This window comes from Caulobacter sp. (genome assembly GCF_017744445.1).
In the GTDB taxonomy this organism is placed as follows: Bacteria; Pseudomonadota; Alphaproteobacteria; order Caulobacterales; family Caulobacteraceae; genus Caulobacter.
Genome location: NZ_JAGIBH010000008.1, coordinates 1 through 15499, shown reverse-complemented (window position 1 = coordinate 15499; position 15499 = coordinate 1). Strand labels below are relative to the sequence as shown.

Here is a 15499-nt window from a genome sequence, read left to right as displayed (position 1 = left end):
TAGCGAAGCTTGGAAATTGAAATTTCTCCTTGTTTATCAGCTCCGTAGTCGGAGTTGGTGAAGCTTTCGCGCGCCCGCGGTTCGCGGCTTCGAATACGTGCGGCCTGTTGGCGGTCCGGGTCTTGTCGGGCGTCGCGCCGAGATCAATGGCGCTTCGCGCCCGCGGCCCATTGGCGCGCGTCCTCGCGAAACCGGGAAGTCTGGCTTATATAGCGACCTGGTTTCTCTATACCGCTCCGAAGATGCAAGAATTTCAACCACATAGATTTTCCGTCGCCCCGATGATGGACTGGACCGACCGGCATTGCCGGTCGCTGCACCGCGTGCTGTCCAGCCAGGCTTTGCTCTATACCGAGATGGTGACCAGCGGCGCGGTGGTGCACGGGGATCGGGAGAAGCTGCTGGGCTACGACCCGGGCCAGCACCCGGTGGCGCTGCAGCTGGGCGGATCGGATCCGGCCGAACTGGCGCAGGCGGCGCGGATCGCCGAGGACTATGGCTATGACGAGGTGAACCTCAATGTCGGCTGTCCCTCGGACCGCGTGCAGAGTGGCCGCTTCGGCGCCTGCCTTATGCGTGAGCCGGATCTGGTGGCCGAGTGCATGGCCGCGATGAAGGGCGCGGTGAAGATCCCGGCGACGGTGAAGTGCCGGATCGGCGTCGACGACCAGGATCCGGAAGAGGCGCTGTTCACCCTGGTCGATCGCAGCGCGGCGGCGGGGGTCGAGAGCTTCGTGGTCCATGCCCGCAAGGCCTGGCTGCAGGGGCTGTCGCCCAAGGAGAACCGCGACATCCCGCCGCTGGACTATGACCTGGTCTACCGGCTCAAGCGTGAGCGACCGAACCTGATCATCGCGATCAACGGCGGCGTGCCGGGCATCGAGGTGGCGTTGGAGCACCTGGCGAACGGCGTCGACGGCGTGATGCTGGGCCGCGCGGCCTATCATGAGGCGGGTTTGCTGGGCGAGGTGGATCGGCGGGTGTTCGGCCTGGACGTCGCCGATGTAGACAGTTTCGAGGCCGTCGAGCGCTACAAGCCATACCTGGCGCGCGAGTTGGCGGCGGGCACGCATCTGGCGGCGATGAGCCGGCACATGCTGGGCCTGTTCCACGGCCTGCCGGGCGCGCGGGCGTGGCGGCGCATCCTGACGGTCGAGGGCGTCAAGGCAGGCGCGGGTCTTGAGGTTGTGGATCGGGCGCTGGACGCCGTGCGCGCGGCCTTGGCGGCGCGCGAAGAGCGGGCTGAGGCGCCCGCCGCTTAGTCTTAATTCTTGGCGCGCGACGGCCGCCAAAACCGGCGGCCACCTTTGGCTGTCGCGCTTGCTACGGGTGCAGGATCAGCGAGTTCGGGGTGGCCTCGAACCGCGACAGGCGGCCCAGATAGCTCATGCCCAGCAGCGAGTTCTCGAGGCCCTTCTCGATGACAAGGGCGTCGACGTCGCGGACCTTGGCGCCGGCGATGGCGACGCTGGCCAGGTGCACCGAGGCGGCGCGGGTGCGGCCGTCGGCGGTGATGACGTTGTAGTCGTAGGTCAGCTTGCTGGTGTCGATGCCCAGGCGCTGGGCGTCGGCCATGCTGAGCGAGACGGCGGTAGCGCCGGTGTCGACCAGGAAGCGCACGGCCTTGCCGTTGACGGCGCCCTGGGCCCAGAAGTGGCCGTCACGATCCTTGGTGATCTGGGCCGCGCCGCCTTCGGCGCCGCCCAGGGTGGCCGAGGCCGCGGTCGGGGCGCGCAGCTCCGGGTGACGCAGGTCGTCCAGCGAGACGACGGCCTTGGCCGCGCCGACCGCCGACAGGGCGCCCACGAAAGCGATCGCCGCGAACCTCAACATAAAAGACACCCTCGCCATACCGGCTTTGAGACCGCTTCTGCGGCCGTTACCTAAATCATTAGCAGGGAGGCGTTTTCAAGGCGTGAATCAGCAGGGCGATTTTCACGCCATGGTTATCAATATCATAACAAGTATACTCATGTACTGAACGACGTTCATATTACATCGATTTAATATTAAAGATTACGTCGCCGTAATGCTTTTCATGTCCTCGAATTAACTTCGGAAAACTTTGGCTCGGCGTTATCTGTCCCTCAGACAATAAAGTGGCTTATCGAGGGAAAACGCCATGAAATCGCTGATCATCGCGACTGCCGCCATCGCGTCGTTCGCTAGCGTCGCCAACGCCAGCCCGGTCACGAACCTGCAGTTCCTGGAAGCCGCGCGCTGCCGTGGGCTGGCGGGTTCGGAGAACCTGGGCAAGCTGGACACCGCTGCGCTCGACACCTTCCTGCGCGCCGAAGGCGGTTCGCGCGAACTGGCGATCCGCGTCTCGGCGCAAAAGAAGATCCAGGCCGCCGCCAAGGAAGCCGACGGCGCCGACGGCGAGAAGAAGGCCAAGCTTCTGGCTGAACGTGACGGCGCCTGCGCGGCCTATATGGGCGGCGCGAAGTAAGCGGGCTTAGCCCCCGGTGGCCGCCATCAGCGCGGCCACTGGATCGGGGCGGTCGGGGAGGGCGGCCATGATCGCCGCGCGCTCCTCGTCGGTCAGCCTGGCCCAGCCGGCGATCTCCGGCAGGGTCCGGCGGCAGCCCAGGCAGTAGCCCGTCGTTCCATCGACCGCGCAGACCTTCACGCAGGGCGTGACGATCGGGCGAGGCGGGGCGGCGGGAGCAGTCATCAAAAAGAGTTCTGAGCGTCCAAACGCCCGAGCGCAAGCGTCGGCGGCGAAGGCCCCGTCGTGCTCGGATCACCAGAGAGAAGGATAAACGTCCATGCGCAAGCTCATCGCTATCGTCCTGACCGGCGCTGCTCTGTCGGCCGCCGCCGCGCCAGCCTTCGCCGCCGATCGCTGGAGCGACGCTGAATATCTAAAGGCCAACCGTTGCCTGGGTCTGGCCCAATCGGCCGACCTGGGCGCGGTGGACGCCACCGCTCTGACCGCCCAGATCAAGGACCAGGGCCGGGGGCGCGACATCTCGATGCGCGATCGCGGCGACAGCACGCGCGACGACGCCCGTCGCGCCGGCAAGACCCGCAATGACGCGGTGAAGGCCAAGCTGACCGCCGAGCTGGGCGGCTCTTGCCAGGCCTATCTGGGCACGTCGGTCGCGACCTCGGGCGCTTCGTCCTAGGCCTTTCTCGTCCTTGCGGGGTTGCTTTGGGCGCGGACCGGTTTAAGTCCGCGCTCATGACCGCTTCCCCCTTCGCCGACATCCGCCAACTCGCCGTTTCGCCGCCCGCGCCGGGCCCATCTCCGGTGCTGGAGCAAGGGGGGCGTCTGGCCGAGATCTCGGCATGGCTGACCGCCTGGAGCGGCAAGAGCCCGCCGGCGGTGAACCGTCCGGTCGTGGCGCTCTATGCCGGCGCCCGTAAGGAGGTTGGGCCCCGCGGCTATGCTCGCGATCGTCTAGAGGCCATCGCCTCGGGCGGGGCGACCGTTTCGCGCATCGCCGGCGTGCAGGGCGCGGGCCTGGAGGCGTTCGACCTGGCCATCGACCGGCCGTCGCCCGACTTCATCGGGCAAGCCTCGATGAGCGAGAAGGAAGCCGCCGCCACCATGGCCTTCGGCATGGAGGCCCTGGCCAAGCAGCCTGACCTGCTGATCCCCGGCGTCATCGTCGCCGAGCCTGCCCGTACGGCTGCCGCCGTCTGCCTGGCCCTGTTCGGCGGCGAGGCTTCGGACTGGTCGGATGATCCCGAGCCCGTGGCCGCCGCCGTGGCGCGCGCCCAGGCCGAGGGCATGGGCGACGATCCGCTCGAAATCCTGCGCCAGCTGGGTGGTCGCGAGACCGCCGCCGTCGTCGGCGCCATCCTGGCGGCTCGCACCCAGAAGATCCCGGTGCTGCTGGACGGCTACGCCGCCTGCGCCGCCGCCGCCATCGTCCGCGCCGTCGAGCCGAGCGCCATCGACCACTGCCTGGCCGCTCATGTCAGCCCGTCCACGGGGCACGCGAAACTGCTCGAAATCCTCGACAAGCGTCCGCTTCTGACGCTCGATACGGTGGACGAGGAAGGGGTCGGCGGCGCCTCGGCCCTGGCGCTCGTCAAGCTGGCCTGCGAGGTGCGCTGAGGCTCTCCGGGTTGGCGTTAAGTGAACGCGGATAACATTCGCTTCCGTTGACGCTAACGTCATCTTTCCAAACGTTCGTTCGACATCTATCGTGGCGCCCGAAACTCAAATAACGGCCTCCCTTAGAGAGGCCGGCTGAACGGGAGCTCGCCATGAATCTCGACTTCTCGCCCGAGGACCTCGCCTTCCGCGACGAGGTCCGCGCCTTCATCGCCGAGAACTATCCGGCGGGCCTGCGGGAGAAGCAGGAGGAGGGCGAGGAGATGGCCAAGGAGGACTTCCTCTCCTGGCACCGCACCCTCGCCAAGAAGGGCTGGGTCGCCCCGGCCTGGCCGGAAAAGTTCGGCGGTCCGGGCTGGACCTCGGTGCAACGCTACATCTGGTCGGAAGAGACCGCCCGCGCCGACTGCGTGCCGATCCTGCCGTTCGGCATCAACATGGTCGGCCCGGTGATCTACACGTTCGGCACGCCGGAGCAGAAGGAACGCTTCCTGCCGCCGACCCTGTCGGGCGACATCTGGTGGAGCCAAGGCTACAGCGAGCCGGGCGCGGGGTCGGACCTGGCCAGCCTCAAGACCAAGGCCGAGCGCTTCACCGGCGACGACGGCAAGGAATACTACCTGGTCAACGGCCAGAAGACCTGGACCACCCTGGCCCAGCACGGCGACTGGATCTTCTGCCTGGTCCGCACCGATCCGAACGCCAAGATCCAGGAAGGCATCTCGTTCCTGCTGATCGACATGAAGTCGCCCGGCGTGACCGTGCGCCCGATCATCACCCTGGGCGGTGAGCACGAGGTCAACGAGGTCTGGCTCGAGAACGTCAAGGTGCCGGTCGAGAACCGCATCTATGAAGAGAACAAGGGCTGGACCTGCGCCAAATTCCTGCTGGCTCACGAGCGCAGCGGCATCGCCGGCGTGGCGCGCAGCAAGCGCGGCATCGAGCGGATCCGCCAGATCGCCTCGACCGAACTGGGCGATGACGGCGACGCGCTGATCAACGATCCGATGTTCAAGCGCAAGGTCGCCGACCTGGAGATCGACCTGACGGCGCTGGAATACACCGAACTGCGCACCCTGGCCGGCGAAGCGGCTGGCAAGGGGCCAGGCCCGGAATCCTCGGTCCTGAAGATCAAGGGCACCGAGATCCAGCAGCGCATCACCGAACTGGTGCTGGAGGCGGCCGGCCACTACGGCGCGCCTTATTTCCGTGGCTTCCCGAAGGACGGCGACAACGCCCATCCGATCGGTCCGGAATGGGCCCACCGCGCCGCGCCGACCTATTTCAACGTCCGCAAGACGTCGATTTATGGCGGCTCCAACGAAATCCAGCGCAACATCATCGCCAAGATGGTGCTGGGGCTCTGATCCTGTCTTGCCTTCTCCCCGCGCGGGAGAAGGTGTCGCGAAGCAACGGACGAGGGGTTTCTGGCGCGATCCCGCGCGCCCCTCATCCCACGCCCTTCGGACGCCACCTCCCGCAAGGGGCGAAGGGTCCGGAAACAGAACAATCAACTCCCAAACGGGAGCCATAAGAGGAAACCACCCTCATGGACTTCAACTTCACCGAAGAGCAGTCGATGGTCCGCGACACGGTCGCGAGCTTCCTGCAGGACAAGTACGACTTCGAGACCCGCCGCAAGATCGTCAGTTCCGAGGCGGGCTGGCGGCCGGACTACTGGAAAGCTTTCGCCGAGGAGCTGGGTATTCTCGGCGCTTCGTTCAGCGAGGAACTGGGCGGTCTGGGCGGCGGCGCCATCGACAACATGATCATCATGGAGGAGTTCGGTAAGGCGCTTGTCATCGAGCCCTATCTGGGCACCGTCGTCATCGGCGGCGGCTTCATGAAGCACTCGGGCTATGCCGGGGCCGCCTCGGTCGTCGAGGGCATCGTTGGCGGAACGACCACGATCGCCTTCGCCTATGCCGAGCCCCAGGCGCGCTACACCTGGCAGGACCTGAAGACCACGGCGAAGAAGGACGGCTCGGGCTGGGTCCTGAACGGCCACAAGGCTGTCGTGGTTGGTGCGCCGTTCGCCACCCACCTGGTGGTTACCGCCCGCACTGGCGGCGGCCAGCGTGATGCGGGGGGTGTCGGCGTGTTCCTGATCGACAAGACCCTGCCGGGCATCGTCACCCGCGACTACCCCACCGTAGACGGCAACCGCGCCTCGGAGGTCTATTTCGAGAACGTCTCGATCCCGGCCGACGCCCTGGTCGCCGAGGACGGCCTGGGTCTGGTCAACAAGGTGATCGACGAAGCCACCGCCGCCGTCGGCGCCGAGGCCGTGGGCGTGTTGCGCAAGCTGCATGAAGGCACGCTGGACTATGCCAAGCAGCGCAAGCAATTCGGTACGGCCATCTCGAACTTCCAGGTGCTGCAGCACCGGATGGTCGACATGTTCATCGAGGTCGAGCAGTCCGTGTCGATGACCTACATGGCTACGATCAAACTGGACGAAAGCGACGCCGAGCGCGCCAAGGCCGTTTCGGCCGCCAAGGTCCGCATCGGTCGCGCCTGCAAGTTCGTCGGCCAGAACGCCATCCAGATCCATGGCGGCATGGGCATGACCGACGAGCTGGCTATCGGGCACTACTTCAAGCGTGCGACCTTGATCGAAGGCCTCTTCGGCTCGGTCGACCATCACCTGAAGCGCTACGAGGGGCTGTCGTTCGGCAAGGCTGCCTAGGGTCGCCTACGGACAACTGACGATTGAAGCCGAAGCCGTCCGCGACATGCCGCCGCGGACGGCTTTTTCTTTTCCGGGCAAGGCTTTGCACGGAAAGGAGAAAGCTGATCGTCCGTGGACGGAATTGATCAGGGTTCGGATTATTTTCGTTGCGCGGACTCGGCTTCGGCGCATTCTTTTCGTCGACGCGCTGACGACTGGGAGGGTGGAAGCCCCTGTGAGCCGCACGCATCTCCTGGTCCAACGGCCTGTCTGGGAGACGCCGCCGATGAACGTATCGAAGATGAACCACGCCATGCTGTCCTTCGCCCTGATCGGCGGGATGCTGGTGGGCGGAAGGACGCCGCAGAAGCCGCCTGCGTCCCAGCCCAAGCCCCAAAGCGGCAAGGCCTGATTTGCGGGCATGAAAAAGGGGCGGTCCGCGAAGCGGCCGCCCCTGGTTCGTCTGGAAAGGTCGCCGGGCCTACGGCTTGGCGGACGTGTTGCAGTCGGCCAGGGCCGCAGCGTCCAGCGCTTCGCCGCGATAGTTGAAGGTCTCGATCGCGCCAAGCTCGGCGGCGATCTTGCGGCAAGCCCGGGCGGCGGGCAGGGCCTTGACCTGCGGCGCGGCGCAGACGTCGCCGTTGCAGCGCCAGGCCGCGCCGTCCTGGATCAGGGTCGGGACCTTGCTGGGAGCCTTGAGCTTGACGACGGCGCCTTCGGCGGCCAGGGCCGTGGACGAAATGGCGGAAGCCGCGACCAGCGCGGCGATGAAGATACGCATGCTTGTTTCCTATATCCCCGGGCCGACAACGGGAGGCCGGCCCAACCCAAGGTTCGTTGCCTTTCGAAACTAAGTCAACAGGCGAACGGCCTCTGAAACATCTGTTTGCACGCTTTCGTCCTCCCACGCCAGTAGCGTGGGCGTAATCTCGGCCGCATCCTCCACCGACCGCCAGGCGTCGGCCAGGGCGGGCGGGGTCAGGCCTCGGTCGATCGTGTGTTGAAGCAGGGCGAACAGGGGCTCCCAGAAGCCGCCCGGGCTGTGAAACACGATCGGCTTGCGGTGCAGGTCCAGGCGCCGCCAGGACAGCAGCTCGATGATCTCTTCCAGCGTGCCGATGCCGCCAGGCAGCACGACGAAGGCGTCCGAGCGCTCGAACATCATCATCTTGCGCTCGTGCATCGAGGTCACGATTACGGTCTCGACGTCGTCGAACGGCTGTTCCCGTCCGCGCAGGAAGTCGGGAATGATGCCCAGCACCTTGCCGCCTGCTTCGTGCGCGCCGCGCGCCGCCGCGCCCATCAGGCCTACGCCGCCGCCGCCGTAGACCAGTTTCAGGCCGGCTTTCGCGAAATCGGCCCCGATCTGATAGGCGGCCTCCATGTAGGCCGGATCCGCGGCGTTCGACGATCCGCAATAGACACAGACCGAGGTCAGCGGCGCCGCCGTGCGGCTGGACAGGTCGGACATCGTCGTCCACTCCAGAAAGAATGCGCGCGCCGACCCTTGTGAACCGGGCCGACGCGCCGCACGTGAAACGAGGGATAGGGCGCGCCAGGCCGTTCGGCGAGCCTGGCGAGGTTTGGAACAGGAATGAACAGGATTCGCGACAGGCGTTTCAAGTCGACCTTGGCCCTGGCCCTGGCCGCGCCGCTGGCCCTGACCGGATGCGATGGGGGAAAGGGCAGCTGGCGTCACGATCCCGGCGGCTCCGACACTGAGCGTTCCAGTCCCCAGGCCGGCTATCTGACGCCGCCGCGCGCGGTCTCCGCCGTGCTGCAGGCGGACGGGGTGGAATTGCAGGGCGAGGCCGCGCCGCAGGCCAGTGTTCGCCTGGGTTCGCCGACGGGCGAGGCCCTGGTCGGGCGCGCCGACGCCGATGGGCGCTGGCGGCTGCGTGCTCCTCCCGCCGCAGCGCCGCGCTTGTTCGGTCTGTCGATGACGTTGGAGGGGCGGACCGTCCAGGCCCAGGGCTATGTGATGATTACGCCGGAGGGAAAGTTGGTTCTGCTCCGCGCGGGCGCTGGCGCAGAGGTGACGGCGACCGCGTCCGACGCGCCCAGGATCCTGGCCGTCGATTACGACCGCAGCGGCGGCGGCGTGATCTCGGGCGTGGCCGCTCCCGGAGCGGGCCTGGGCGTTCGCGTCGACCGTGCGCCCCGCGCCGAAGGCAAGGCCGACGAGGCCGGTCGCTTCACCTTGTCGCTGAATCAGGCGCTGAAGGCCGGTGTGCGCACGATCCAGGTGGCTGGAGAGGGCGGGGAACAGCAGGTCGACGTCGAGGTGGCGCCGCCGGCCCCGCCCACCGGCGGGCCGGTCCGGACCACCCGCACGCCCATCGGTTGGCGCGTGGACTGGATGACGCCCGGCGGCGGTGTCCAGACGACCCAACTGGTGGAAGGCGGCGCACGTTGAGGGGGATGGCGTCGCGCGGCGCGCCCGTCTCGGGCGCAATCTCCGCTCCGGAAGTCAAGCCGGACGGCTGGAGAGCGATGGCGGATCTTTGGCGGCTGGTCATGCGATCCAAGGCCCCGGGCCTGCGCTGGCGCGTGACGCTGGCGCTGGCCTTCACCTTCGTGGGCAAGTTCCTGGGCGTGGTCGCGCCGTTGCTGCTGGGCAAGGCGGTCAACGAATTGAGCGCGGGGCAAGGCGCGGCCGTTCAGGTCGGCTTCGCCTTCGCGGGCCTGGCCGCCGGCTGGGCGCTGATCCGCTTCATCGCCGCCGCCGCGCCCCAGGCGCGCGACGCGGTGTTCACCCCCGTGGCCCAGGCGGCCCAGAACCGGGCAGCCGTCGAAACCTTCGCCCACGCCCTGTCGCTGTCGATCGACTTCCACCAGACCAAGCGCACCGGCGCCCTTTCGCGGGTGATCGACCGGGGCGCGCGGTCGATGGACTTCCTGCTGCGCGGCCTGGTCTTCAACATCGCGCCCACGTTCGTCGAGCTGCTGATGGCCGCCGCCGTGCTGGCCAAGGCCTACGACTGGCGTTTCGCCCTGACGGCCGTGGTCACCGTGGTGATCTACGGCGTGCTGACCTTCACGATCTCGGATTGGCGGATCGGCCACCGCCGGACCATGAACGAAGCCGACGCCGAAGCCGCCGGCCGAGCCGTCGACGCCCTGCTGAACTACGAGACGGTCAAGGCCTTCGGGGCCGAGGAGCGGGCCGTGTCGGGCTACGACAAGGCGCTGCACGTCTATGGCCAGGCCAACATCCGCGCCACCAACTCCCTGACCGTGCTGAATGTGGTGCAGTCGGCGGTGATGAGCCTGGGACTGGGCGTGATGGCGATCCTGGCGGGCGCGGAGGCGGCCTCCGGACGCATCGGTCCCGGCGACGTGACCGCCGCCGTGCTGATCCTGGTGAACCTCTATGGGCCGCTCAACATCCTGGGCTTCGCCTATCGCGAGATCCGCCAGTCGTTCATCGACATGGAGGCCATGCTGGAGCTGCGCCGGGCCCAGCCCGACGTGGCCGACGCGTCCGACGCCATCGACCTGCCGCCGCCGGCAGACCGTCGCGGCGGGGCCGTGGCCTTCGAGAGTGTCTCCTTCCGCCACGGCGCGCGATCCGAGGGGCTGCAGGAGGTGTCGTTTACCGCCCAGCCGGGCTCGACCGTGGCCATCGTTGGCCCGTCCGGCGCAGGCAAGACCACCCTGGTGCGCCTGGCCCTTCGGATGATCGATCCGCAGGCGGGGCGCGTCACATTGGATGGTCATGACCTGAAGGCCCTGCGCCAGGCCTCGCTGCGGCAGGCCGTGGCGCTGGTGCCGCAGGATGTGGCCCTGTTCAACGACACCCTGATGGCCAACATCGCCTTCGCCCGTCCCGACGCGTCGGAGGCCGAGGTCTGGGCCGCCGCCGAAGCGGCCGAACTGGGCGATTTCATCCGGAACCTGCCCGAAGGCATGGCCACCAAGGTCGGTGAGCGAGGGCTGAAGCTTTCGGGCGGCGAACGCCAGAGGGTGGGTATCGCCAGGGCGTTGCTGGCCGATCCGCGCGTGCTGATCCTTGACGAGGCGACCAGCGCCCTGGACAGCCGCACCGAGGCCGCCATTCAGGCCACGCTGCGCAAGGCGCGGGCCGGGCGCACCACCCTGGTGGTGGCTCACCGCCTGTCCACGATCGCTGACGCCGACGAGATCATCGTGCTGCGGCGAGGCAAGGTCGTTGAGCGCGGCGCCCATGCGGCGCTCCTGGAAGCGGGCGGCGAATATGCGGCCTTGTGGCGGAGGCAGACTCGCGAGAAGCCGCTAGCAGCCGAGTAGCGCGGGCGTTGACACCGTCGCTCGGCCGTCTAGAACGAAATGAGAACGAAACGGCGGTTACTGTCATGCTGACGCGAAAGATCGATCGGGCCCTGGAAGCCATGGCCGCCTGCCAGGAACGGGTTCCGGCCCTGCGCGAGATCTATCGCGCCGACAGCCCCGAGGGCGTGGCGCTGAGCGGCCTTCTGGAAGCCGTCGAGCGCGCCCAGAAGGTTCTGGGCCGCGAAGCCGCCGCCAAATAGTCGACGCCGGATCGCGCTAGAACCCTCGCAACCGTTTCAGGAGCCCGCAATGCGCTATCTCCACACCATGGTCCGCGTGAAGGACCTCGACGCCTCCCTGCGCTTCTATTGCGAAGGCCTGGGCCTGACCGAGATGCACCGGATGGAGAACGAGAAGGGCCGTTTCACCCTAATCTTCCTCGCTGCTCCGGGCGATGCCGAACTGGCCAAGGAGCGCAAGGCGCCGCTGGTCGAGCTGACCTACAACTGGGATCCGGAAGACTACCAGGGCGGCCGCAACTTCGGCCACCTGGCCTACCAGGTCGAAGACATCTACGCGACGTGCCAGCGTCTGATGGACATGGGTGTGACGATCAATCGTCCGCCGCGCGACGGCCACATGGCCTTCGTCCGCTCGCCAGACAACATCTCGGTCGAGCTGCTGCAGGACGGCCATCTGGAACCGGCGGAGCCCTGGGCCTCGATGCCCAACACCGGCGTCTGGTAGGCCTCAGACCAGCTTGGTGCGTTGCTCCGGCGGGGCGTAGGAAGCCGCCAGGGTCTCCAGCCGTTCGGCCGGGGCGTCGATGATGGCCAACCACAGGAGGCGGGCCAGCTCCAGCCGATACGAGGCTGCGTAGCCGGTCGAAAAGGGCGATTGGGAGCTGCCCGGCGGTTCGGCCGCCTTGGCGTTGACCAGCTTCTGGCGGGCGAGGATGGCCGGACGGTCAATCAGCACCTCGCCTTCGCCGCCTGCCACCCAGGTGTCCACGACCGCCGCCGCCGCCACGGCGTTGAAGATCAGCACCGGCAGCGCGCGCTTCTGCGGGGCGGGCTGGCTGACCATGGTCGGCTTCACCGCCTGGGGAGGACTGTCGATCCGGAAGTCCAGCGCCGCCACGCCGCGCTCGATAACGGTCTTCCATTGATCACGGGTATGCGTCGTCATGGTTAAGCCTGTATCCGCTGCGTGACGCGGGGTGAAGACCCAACGCCGCAAATGAGGCGGCGGATACAGGCTTGGTCGAAAATGCCGCCGGAGCGGTTGGGGCGTCTACTCGGCGGCGACCGCGCGGACTTCCGCCAGGGTCGGATAGTCCGTGTAGCCGCGCGCACCGCCGCCGTAGAAGGTGGTCGGGTCCGGCGCGTTCAGCTCGGCGTCTTCACGCAGGCGCTCGACCAGGTCCGGATTGGCGATGTAGGCCTTGCCGAAGGCGACGGCGTCGGCCCTGCCATCGTTCAGCGCGGCCTCGGCGCTGTCGCGTCCGAACCGCTCGTTGACGATGTAGACCCCGCCGAACGCCTTGCGCAGATCGGCGGCCAGGCTGTCGGCGGCCTCATATTCGCGGGCCGAGACGAAGGCGATCTTGCGTTCGCCCAGGGCCTTGGCGACATAGGCGAAGGTCGCCGGCAGGTCGCTGTCGCTCATCGAGTGGCTGTCGGCGCGGGGCGCCAGGTGCACGCCCACGCGCCCGGGGCCGAACACCGAGATCGCTGCGTCGGTGGCTTCCAGTAGCAGACGGGCGCGGTTCTCGATCGAGCCGCCGTAGCGGTCGGTGCGCTGGTTGGAGCCGTCTTGCAGGAACTGGTCCAGCAGGTAACCGTTGGCGCCGTGCAACTGCACGCCGTCGAAGCCGGCGGCCTTGGCGTTCTGCGCGGCGCGACGGAAGTCCTCGACCACGCCGGCGACTTCCTCGGTCGTGAGGGCGCGCGGGGTGGGGTAGGGACGTTCGGGACGCAGCAGGCTGACGTGGCCCTTGGCGGCGATCGGGCTAGGCCCCACGGGGGCGTCACCGTTCAGGTGCGACGGATCGGAGATCCGACCCACGTGCCAGATCTGCATGAAGATACGGCCGCCCTTGTCGTGCACGGCCTTGGTCACGGCTTTCCAGCCTTCGACCTGCTCCTGGCTCCAGACGCCCGGCACGTTGGCGTAGCCCACGCCTTGGGGCGAGACGGGCACGCCTTCGGTGATGAGCAGGCCCGCCGAAGCGCGTTGAGCGTAATATTCGGCCATCAGGGCGGTGGGAACTGCGCCGGGGCCGGCGCGCAGGCGGGTCAGGGGCGCCATCACCACCCGGTTGGGCAGGTTCAGGTCGCCGAGGCGAAGCGGATCGAACAGTGTGGGCATGAAAGCGTCCCTTGAGCTGGCCGGCCTTCGCCGGCTTCAGGGCGATATCTGGAGGGGCTCGGCGGTTTCGCAACAGTCGCTGGGGCGGATTATTCTGAAGGTCGCCCACAGGGAAACTGAATGGACGGCGATCGGCGTTCCATCGACCGCTGCGCTCGGCGTCGCAGGACTGGAAGTTGAAGTTCTGGCGGGGGCTCTGCTCCCTAAGTTGTCGATTGTTGTTCTGGGCTGAATTTTCTCTATCTACTATTGATTATATATCTGGAATTATTGAATTATTTCTGACGTTTCCGCTCTGTAATACTGTTGACACGGCTCCGTTTCGGGGGGATCAAAAGCTTCTCTAGCGTGCAGTGTTGATTAGGTGCGTCGATTTCCCGTGAATCGACGTGGACCGAGCGACGCCCCTGGCCCTGCTGGCCGCTCCGCCGCCCCTTCCGTTGAGCGCCTTCCGGCGATTGCGCGCGCTCGCGGGTACGCCTGCGAGAAACCTTGGACCGCGGTCTCGGGTGCGCCCGTGGGTGGAACGGACAGGAGTTGGCCATGGCCGACATCGATCTAACCTCGGCGGGCAGCAGCACGACGATCGGCGGCGTCATCATCAGCTACGGCGACCCGATCGGCTCGGGCACCGGGATCTATGACCCCTTCCTCGCCATCGACGACAACATCGGGGTGGAGGAGGGCTTCAACACTGACGCCACCGGCGTTCTCGACACCGACGCCAGCAAGACCAGCTCCCTGCGTGTGGCCGATGTGCCCGTCAAGGTGATCGGCGGCGTATCCTATCTCGAGTTCCGTCTGGACCTGAACGAGACCAACGCCAATCCTCTTGTCTCGCTCAACAGCATGAAGCTCTATTTTTCGTCGGCTCCCGCCGTGGCCTCCGACTACAACGCCGGAACGCAGGAACTGGGCGCAGGCTTCACCAAGGTGTTCGACCTGGACGCCGGCGGGGACAGGACCCTGCTGCTGAACGCTCACGCCTCGGGCAGCGGCAACGACGACTACATCTTCTACGTCCCCGTTTCGCTATTTAGCGGCGCCGACATAACGACGACCTATGTCAGCCTCTACGCCGAATTCGGGCGGCCGGGCACGGCCTATGGCGCCGATGATGGTTTCGAGGAATTCAACACCGAAAAGACCGCCACGATCGCGGGCGTGAAATTCCTCGACGCCAACGGCAACGGCGTCAGGGACGCCGGCGAGGTCGGGCTGGCGGGCTGGACGATCTTCGTTGACAGCAACAACAATGGCGTGCTGGACGCCGGCGAGCGCTCGACGGTCACCGACGCCAACGGCGCCTTCGCCTTCACCGGCATGCCGCTGTCGCTGGGAACGGTTCGCGTCGACGAGGTGCTCAAGGACGGCTGGACCCAGACCACGGGCGACTATGAAAGCGTCACCCTGTCCAAGCAGCAGACCTACAACATCGAGATCGGCAACCAGCCGATTCCGCCGCACATCGACGTGGTCAAGACGGCGGGCGTCCGCACCGACGTCACAGGCAATGGCGACAGCGCCGGCGACAGCCAGATCTTCAACTTCACGGTCACCAACACCGGGACCGTCAACCTGCTCAACGTCACCCTTGTCGATGACAACGGCACGCCGGGAACGGGCGACGACCTGGTCATCACCTTGTCGGGCTTGACCGACCGGGACGGCGATGGCCAGGCGGACGATCTGGCGCCTGGGGCCAGCGCCACGGGCAGCCTTTCGCACGTCTTCAGCCAGGCCGAGGTCGATGCGGGGACCTACACCAACACAGGCACGGCCACGGGCGTCTCGGCCAGTGGGCTGACGGCGACCGACACCGACCCTGAGACGGTGTCCCTGGCCCGCAATCCAGCCCTGAACATCACCAAGGACGCCAGCGTCCCTGGCGGGACGGCCAACGTGGTCGGCGAACTGATCGGCTACACGATCAGCGTCCAGAACACTGGCAATGTCACTCTAACGGGCGTCACCGTCTCCGATCCGTTCGTGTCGAACCTGGCCCCGGTGCTGGTGGGCGGCTTCAACAGCGGCGACCTGGACCACGACAACGCCCTGGATGTGACCGAGACCTGGCACTACACGGCCAACCACGCGGTGACCCAGGCCGAACTGGACGCCGGCGGCAACATCACCAACAT

At 66.9% G+C, this 15499-nt stretch carries 19 protein-coding genes; 13 read left to right on the top strand and 6 right to left on the bottom strand.

Translation table 11 applies throughout. From position 1 onward, the window contains the following. The first annotated feature begins 242 nt into the window (after nt 1-242). Nucleotides 243-1262 (top strand): tRNA dihydrouridine(20/20a) synthase DusA, encoded by a 1020-nt coding sequence (dusA, locus tag J7528_RS13145; protein ID WP_291874986.1) that lies wholly within the window; start codon nt 243-245, stop codon nt 1260-1262. Nucleotides 1263-1323: 61 nt separating this feature from the next. Here dusA and J7528_RS13140 read toward each other — a convergent pair whose 3' ends face one another. Further along, the gene (locus J7528_RS13140; RefSeq protein WP_291874984.1) at nt 1324-1842 is read right to left on the bottom strand and encodes a TIGR02281 family clan AA aspartic protease; all 519 of its coding nucleotides are present in this window, start codon (nt 1840-1842) and stop codon (nt 1324-1326) included. Nucleotides 1843-2122: 280 nt separating this feature from the next. Here J7528_RS13140 and J7528_RS13135 point away from each other — a divergent pair, with 280 nt between their 5' ends. Further along, nucleotides 2123-2449 carry a hypothetical protein gene (locus J7528_RS13135; RefSeq protein ID WP_291874982.1) on the top strand — a complete coding sequence of 109 codons (327 nt, stop codon included), beginning with the start codon at nt 2123-2125 and terminating at the stop codon, nt 2447-2449. Nucleotides 2450-2455: 6 nt separating this feature from the next. Here the strand turns inward: J7528_RS13135 and J7528_RS13130 are convergent, their stop codons facing one another. Beyond that, entirely contained in the window at nt 2456-2674 is a 219-nt protein-coding gene (locus tag J7528_RS13130; RefSeq protein ID WP_291874980.1) for a DUF1289 domain-containing protein, read from the bottom strand. Between the two features lie 94 nt (nt 2675-2768). Here J7528_RS13130 and J7528_RS13125 point away from each other — a divergent pair, with 94 nt between their 5' ends. The 5 genes from J7528_RS13125 (at nt 2769) to J7528_RS13105 (ending at nt 7149) form a co-directional block, all read left to right on the top strand. Further along, the gene (locus tag J7528_RS13125; protein ID WP_291874977.1) at nt 2769-3128 is read left to right on the top strand and encodes a hypothetical protein; all 360 of its coding nucleotides are present in this window, start codon (nt 2769-2771) and stop codon (nt 3126-3128) included. Between the two features lie 56 nt (nt 3129-3184). Beyond that, on the top strand, nt 3185-4066 hold the full coding sequence (locus J7528_RS13120) for a nicotinate-nucleotide--dimethylbenzimidazole phosphoribosyltransferase (RefSeq protein WP_291874975.1): 882 nt from the start codon (nt 3185-3187) through the stop codon (nt 4064-4066). Between the two features lie 152 nt (nt 4067-4218). Next, nucleotides 4219-5433, top strand: coding sequence for an acyl-CoA dehydrogenase family protein (locus J7528_RS13115; protein WP_291874972.1), 1215 nt, complete (start codon nt 4219-4221; stop codon nt 5431-5433). 182 nt (nt 5434-5615) lie between these two features. Continuing rightward, nucleotides 5616-6755, top strand: a complete 1140-nt coding sequence (locus tag J7528_RS13110) for an acyl-CoA dehydrogenase family protein (protein WP_291874969.1) — start codon at nt 5616-5618, stop codon at nt 6753-6755. Between the two features lie 268 nt (nt 6756-7023). Then, on the top strand, nt 7024-7149 hold the full coding sequence (locus J7528_RS13105; protein WP_291874967.1) for a hypothetical protein: 126 nt from the start codon (nt 7024-7026) through the stop codon (nt 7147-7149). Between the two features lie 69 nt (nt 7150-7218). Here the strand turns inward: J7528_RS13105 and J7528_RS13100 are convergent, their stop codons facing one another. Together J7528_RS13100 and J7528_RS13095 are read right to left on the bottom strand one after the other, a co-directional pair. Further along, nucleotides 7219-7518, bottom strand: coding sequence for a hypothetical protein (locus tag J7528_RS13100; protein ID WP_291874964.1), 300 nt, complete (start codon nt 7516-7518; stop codon nt 7219-7221). Between the two features lie 69 nt (nt 7519-7587). Then, nucleotides 7588-8208, bottom strand: a complete 621-nt coding sequence (locus J7528_RS13095) for a TIGR00730 family Rossman fold protein (protein WP_291874961.1) — start codon at nt 8206-8208, stop codon at nt 7588-7590. 123 nt (nt 8209-8331) lie between these two features. Between J7528_RS13095 and J7528_RS13090 the strand changes: the two genes are divergently transcribed. The 4 genes from J7528_RS13090 to J7528_RS13075 all read left to right on the top strand — a co-directional run bounded on the left by J7528_RS13090 (nt 8332) and on the right by J7528_RS13075 (nt 11735). Continuing rightward, nucleotides 8332-9153: a hypothetical protein gene (locus J7528_RS13090; protein WP_291874958.1), complete on the top strand. Its 822-nt coding sequence runs from the start codon at nt 8332-8334 to the stop codon at nt 9151-9153. Between the two features lie 5 nt (nt 9154-9158). Further along, entirely contained in the window at nt 9159-11006 is a 1848-nt protein-coding gene (locus J7528_RS13085) for an ABC transporter ATP-binding protein/permease (RefSeq protein WP_291874955.1), read from the top strand. A gap of 65 nt (nt 11007-11071) precedes the next feature. Continuing rightward, nucleotides 11072-11248: a hypothetical protein gene (locus J7528_RS13080; RefSeq protein ID WP_291874951.1), complete on the top strand. Its 177-nt coding sequence runs from the start codon at nt 11072-11074 to the stop codon at nt 11246-11248. A gap of 49 nt (nt 11249-11297) precedes the next feature. Further along, nucleotides 11298-11735 carry a VOC family protein gene (locus J7528_RS13075; RefSeq protein WP_291874949.1) on the top strand — a complete coding sequence of 146 codons (438 nt, stop codon included), beginning with the start codon at nt 11298-11300 and terminating at the stop codon, nt 11733-11735. Between the two features lie 3 nt (nt 11736-11738). On the opposite strand, the gene J7528_RS13070 is transcribed toward J7528_RS13075, so the two are convergent. Together J7528_RS13070 and J7528_RS13065 are read right to left on the bottom strand one after the other, a co-directional pair. After that, complete coding sequence (locus J7528_RS13070) at nt 11739-12176, bottom strand: hypothetical protein (RefSeq protein ID WP_291874947.1); 438 nt, start codon at nt 12174-12176, stop codon at nt 11739-11741. A gap of 105 nt (nt 12177-12281) precedes the next feature. Next, nucleotides 12282-13358, bottom strand: a complete 1077-nt coding sequence (locus J7528_RS13065; protein ID WP_291874944.1) for an alkene reductase — start codon at nt 13356-13358, stop codon at nt 12282-12284. On the opposite strand from J7528_RS13065, the gene J7528_RS13060 reads away from it, so the two are divergent. Together J7528_RS13060 and J7528_RS13055 are read left to right on the top strand one after the other, a co-directional pair. After that, nucleotides 13357-13590, top strand: coding sequence for a hypothetical protein (locus J7528_RS13060; RefSeq protein ID WP_291874941.1), 234 nt, complete (start codon nt 13357-13359; stop codon nt 13588-13590). The two genes, J7528_RS13065 and J7528_RS13060, sit on opposite strands and share 2 nt — an antisense overlap. 311 nt (nt 13591-13901) lie before the next feature. Beyond that, nucleotides 13902-15499: SdrD B-like domain-containing protein (locus J7528_RS13055; RefSeq protein WP_291874938.1), on the top strand; the 1598-nt coding region annotated here is incomplete at its 3' end.

Bases quoted from the DNA above. Each gene is read 5' to 3' on its own strand.
- dusA (WP_291874986.1), top strand. From the start codon at position 243: ATGCAAGAATTTCAACCACATAGATTTTCCGTCGCCCCGATGATGGAC.
- J7528_RS13135 (WP_291874982.1), top strand. From the start codon at position 2,123: ATGAAATCGCTGATCATCGCGACTGCCGCCATCGCGTCGTTCGCTAGC.
- J7528_RS13130 (WP_291874980.1), bottom strand. From the start codon at position 2,674: ATGACTGCTCCCGCCGCCCCGCCTCGCCCGATCGTCACGCCCTGCGTG.
- J7528_RS13125 (WP_291874977.1), top strand. From the start codon at position 2,769: ATGCGCAAGCTCATCGCTATCGTCCTGACCGGCGCTGCTCTGTCGGCC.
- J7528_RS13120 (WP_291874975.1), top strand. From the start codon at position 3,185: ATGACCGCTTCCCCCTTCGCCGACATCCGCCAACTCGCCGTTTCGCCG.
- J7528_RS13115 (WP_291874972.1), top strand. From the start codon at position 4,219: ATGAATCTCGACTTCTCGCCCGAGGACCTCGCCTTCCGCGACGAGGTC.
- J7528_RS13110 (WP_291874969.1), top strand. From the start codon at position 5,616: ATGGACTTCAACTTCACCGAAGAGCAGTCGATGGTCCGCGACACGGTC.
- J7528_RS13105 (WP_291874967.1), top strand. From the start codon at position 7,024: ATGAACGTATCGAAGATGAACCACGCCATGCTGTCCTTCGCCCTGATC.
- J7528_RS13100 (WP_291874964.1), bottom strand. From the start codon at position 7,518: ATGCGTATCTTCATCGCCGCGCTGGTCGCGGCTTCCGCCATTTCGTCC.
- J7528_RS13095 (WP_291874961.1), bottom strand. From the start codon at position 8,208: ATGTCCGACCTGTCCAGCCGCACGGCGGCGCCGCTGACCTCGGTCTGT.
- J7528_RS13090 (WP_291874958.1), top strand. From the start codon at position 8,332: ATGAACAGGATTCGCGACAGGCGTTTCAAGTCGACCTTGGCCCTGGCC.
- J7528_RS13085 (WP_291874955.1), top strand. From the start codon at position 9,159: ATGGCGTCGCGCGGCGCGCCCGTCTCGGGCGCAATCTCCGCTCCGGAA.
- J7528_RS13080 (WP_291874951.1), top strand. From the start codon at position 11,072: ATGCTGACGCGAAAGATCGATCGGGCCCTGGAAGCCATGGCCGCCTGC.
- J7528_RS13075 (WP_291874949.1), top strand. From the start codon at position 11,298: ATGCGCTATCTCCACACCATGGTCCGCGTGAAGGACCTCGACGCCTCC.
- J7528_RS13070 (WP_291874947.1), bottom strand. From the start codon at position 12,176: ATGACGACGCATACCCGTGATCAATGGAAGACCGTTATCGAGCGCGGC.
- J7528_RS13060 (WP_291874941.1), top strand. From the start codon at position 13,357: ATGAAAGCGTCCCTTGAGCTGGCCGGCCTTCGCCGGCTTCAGGGCGAT.
- J7528_RS13065 (WP_291874944.1), bottom strand. From the start codon at position 13,358: ATGCCCACACTGTTCGATCCGCTTCGCCTCGGCGACCTGAACCTGCCC.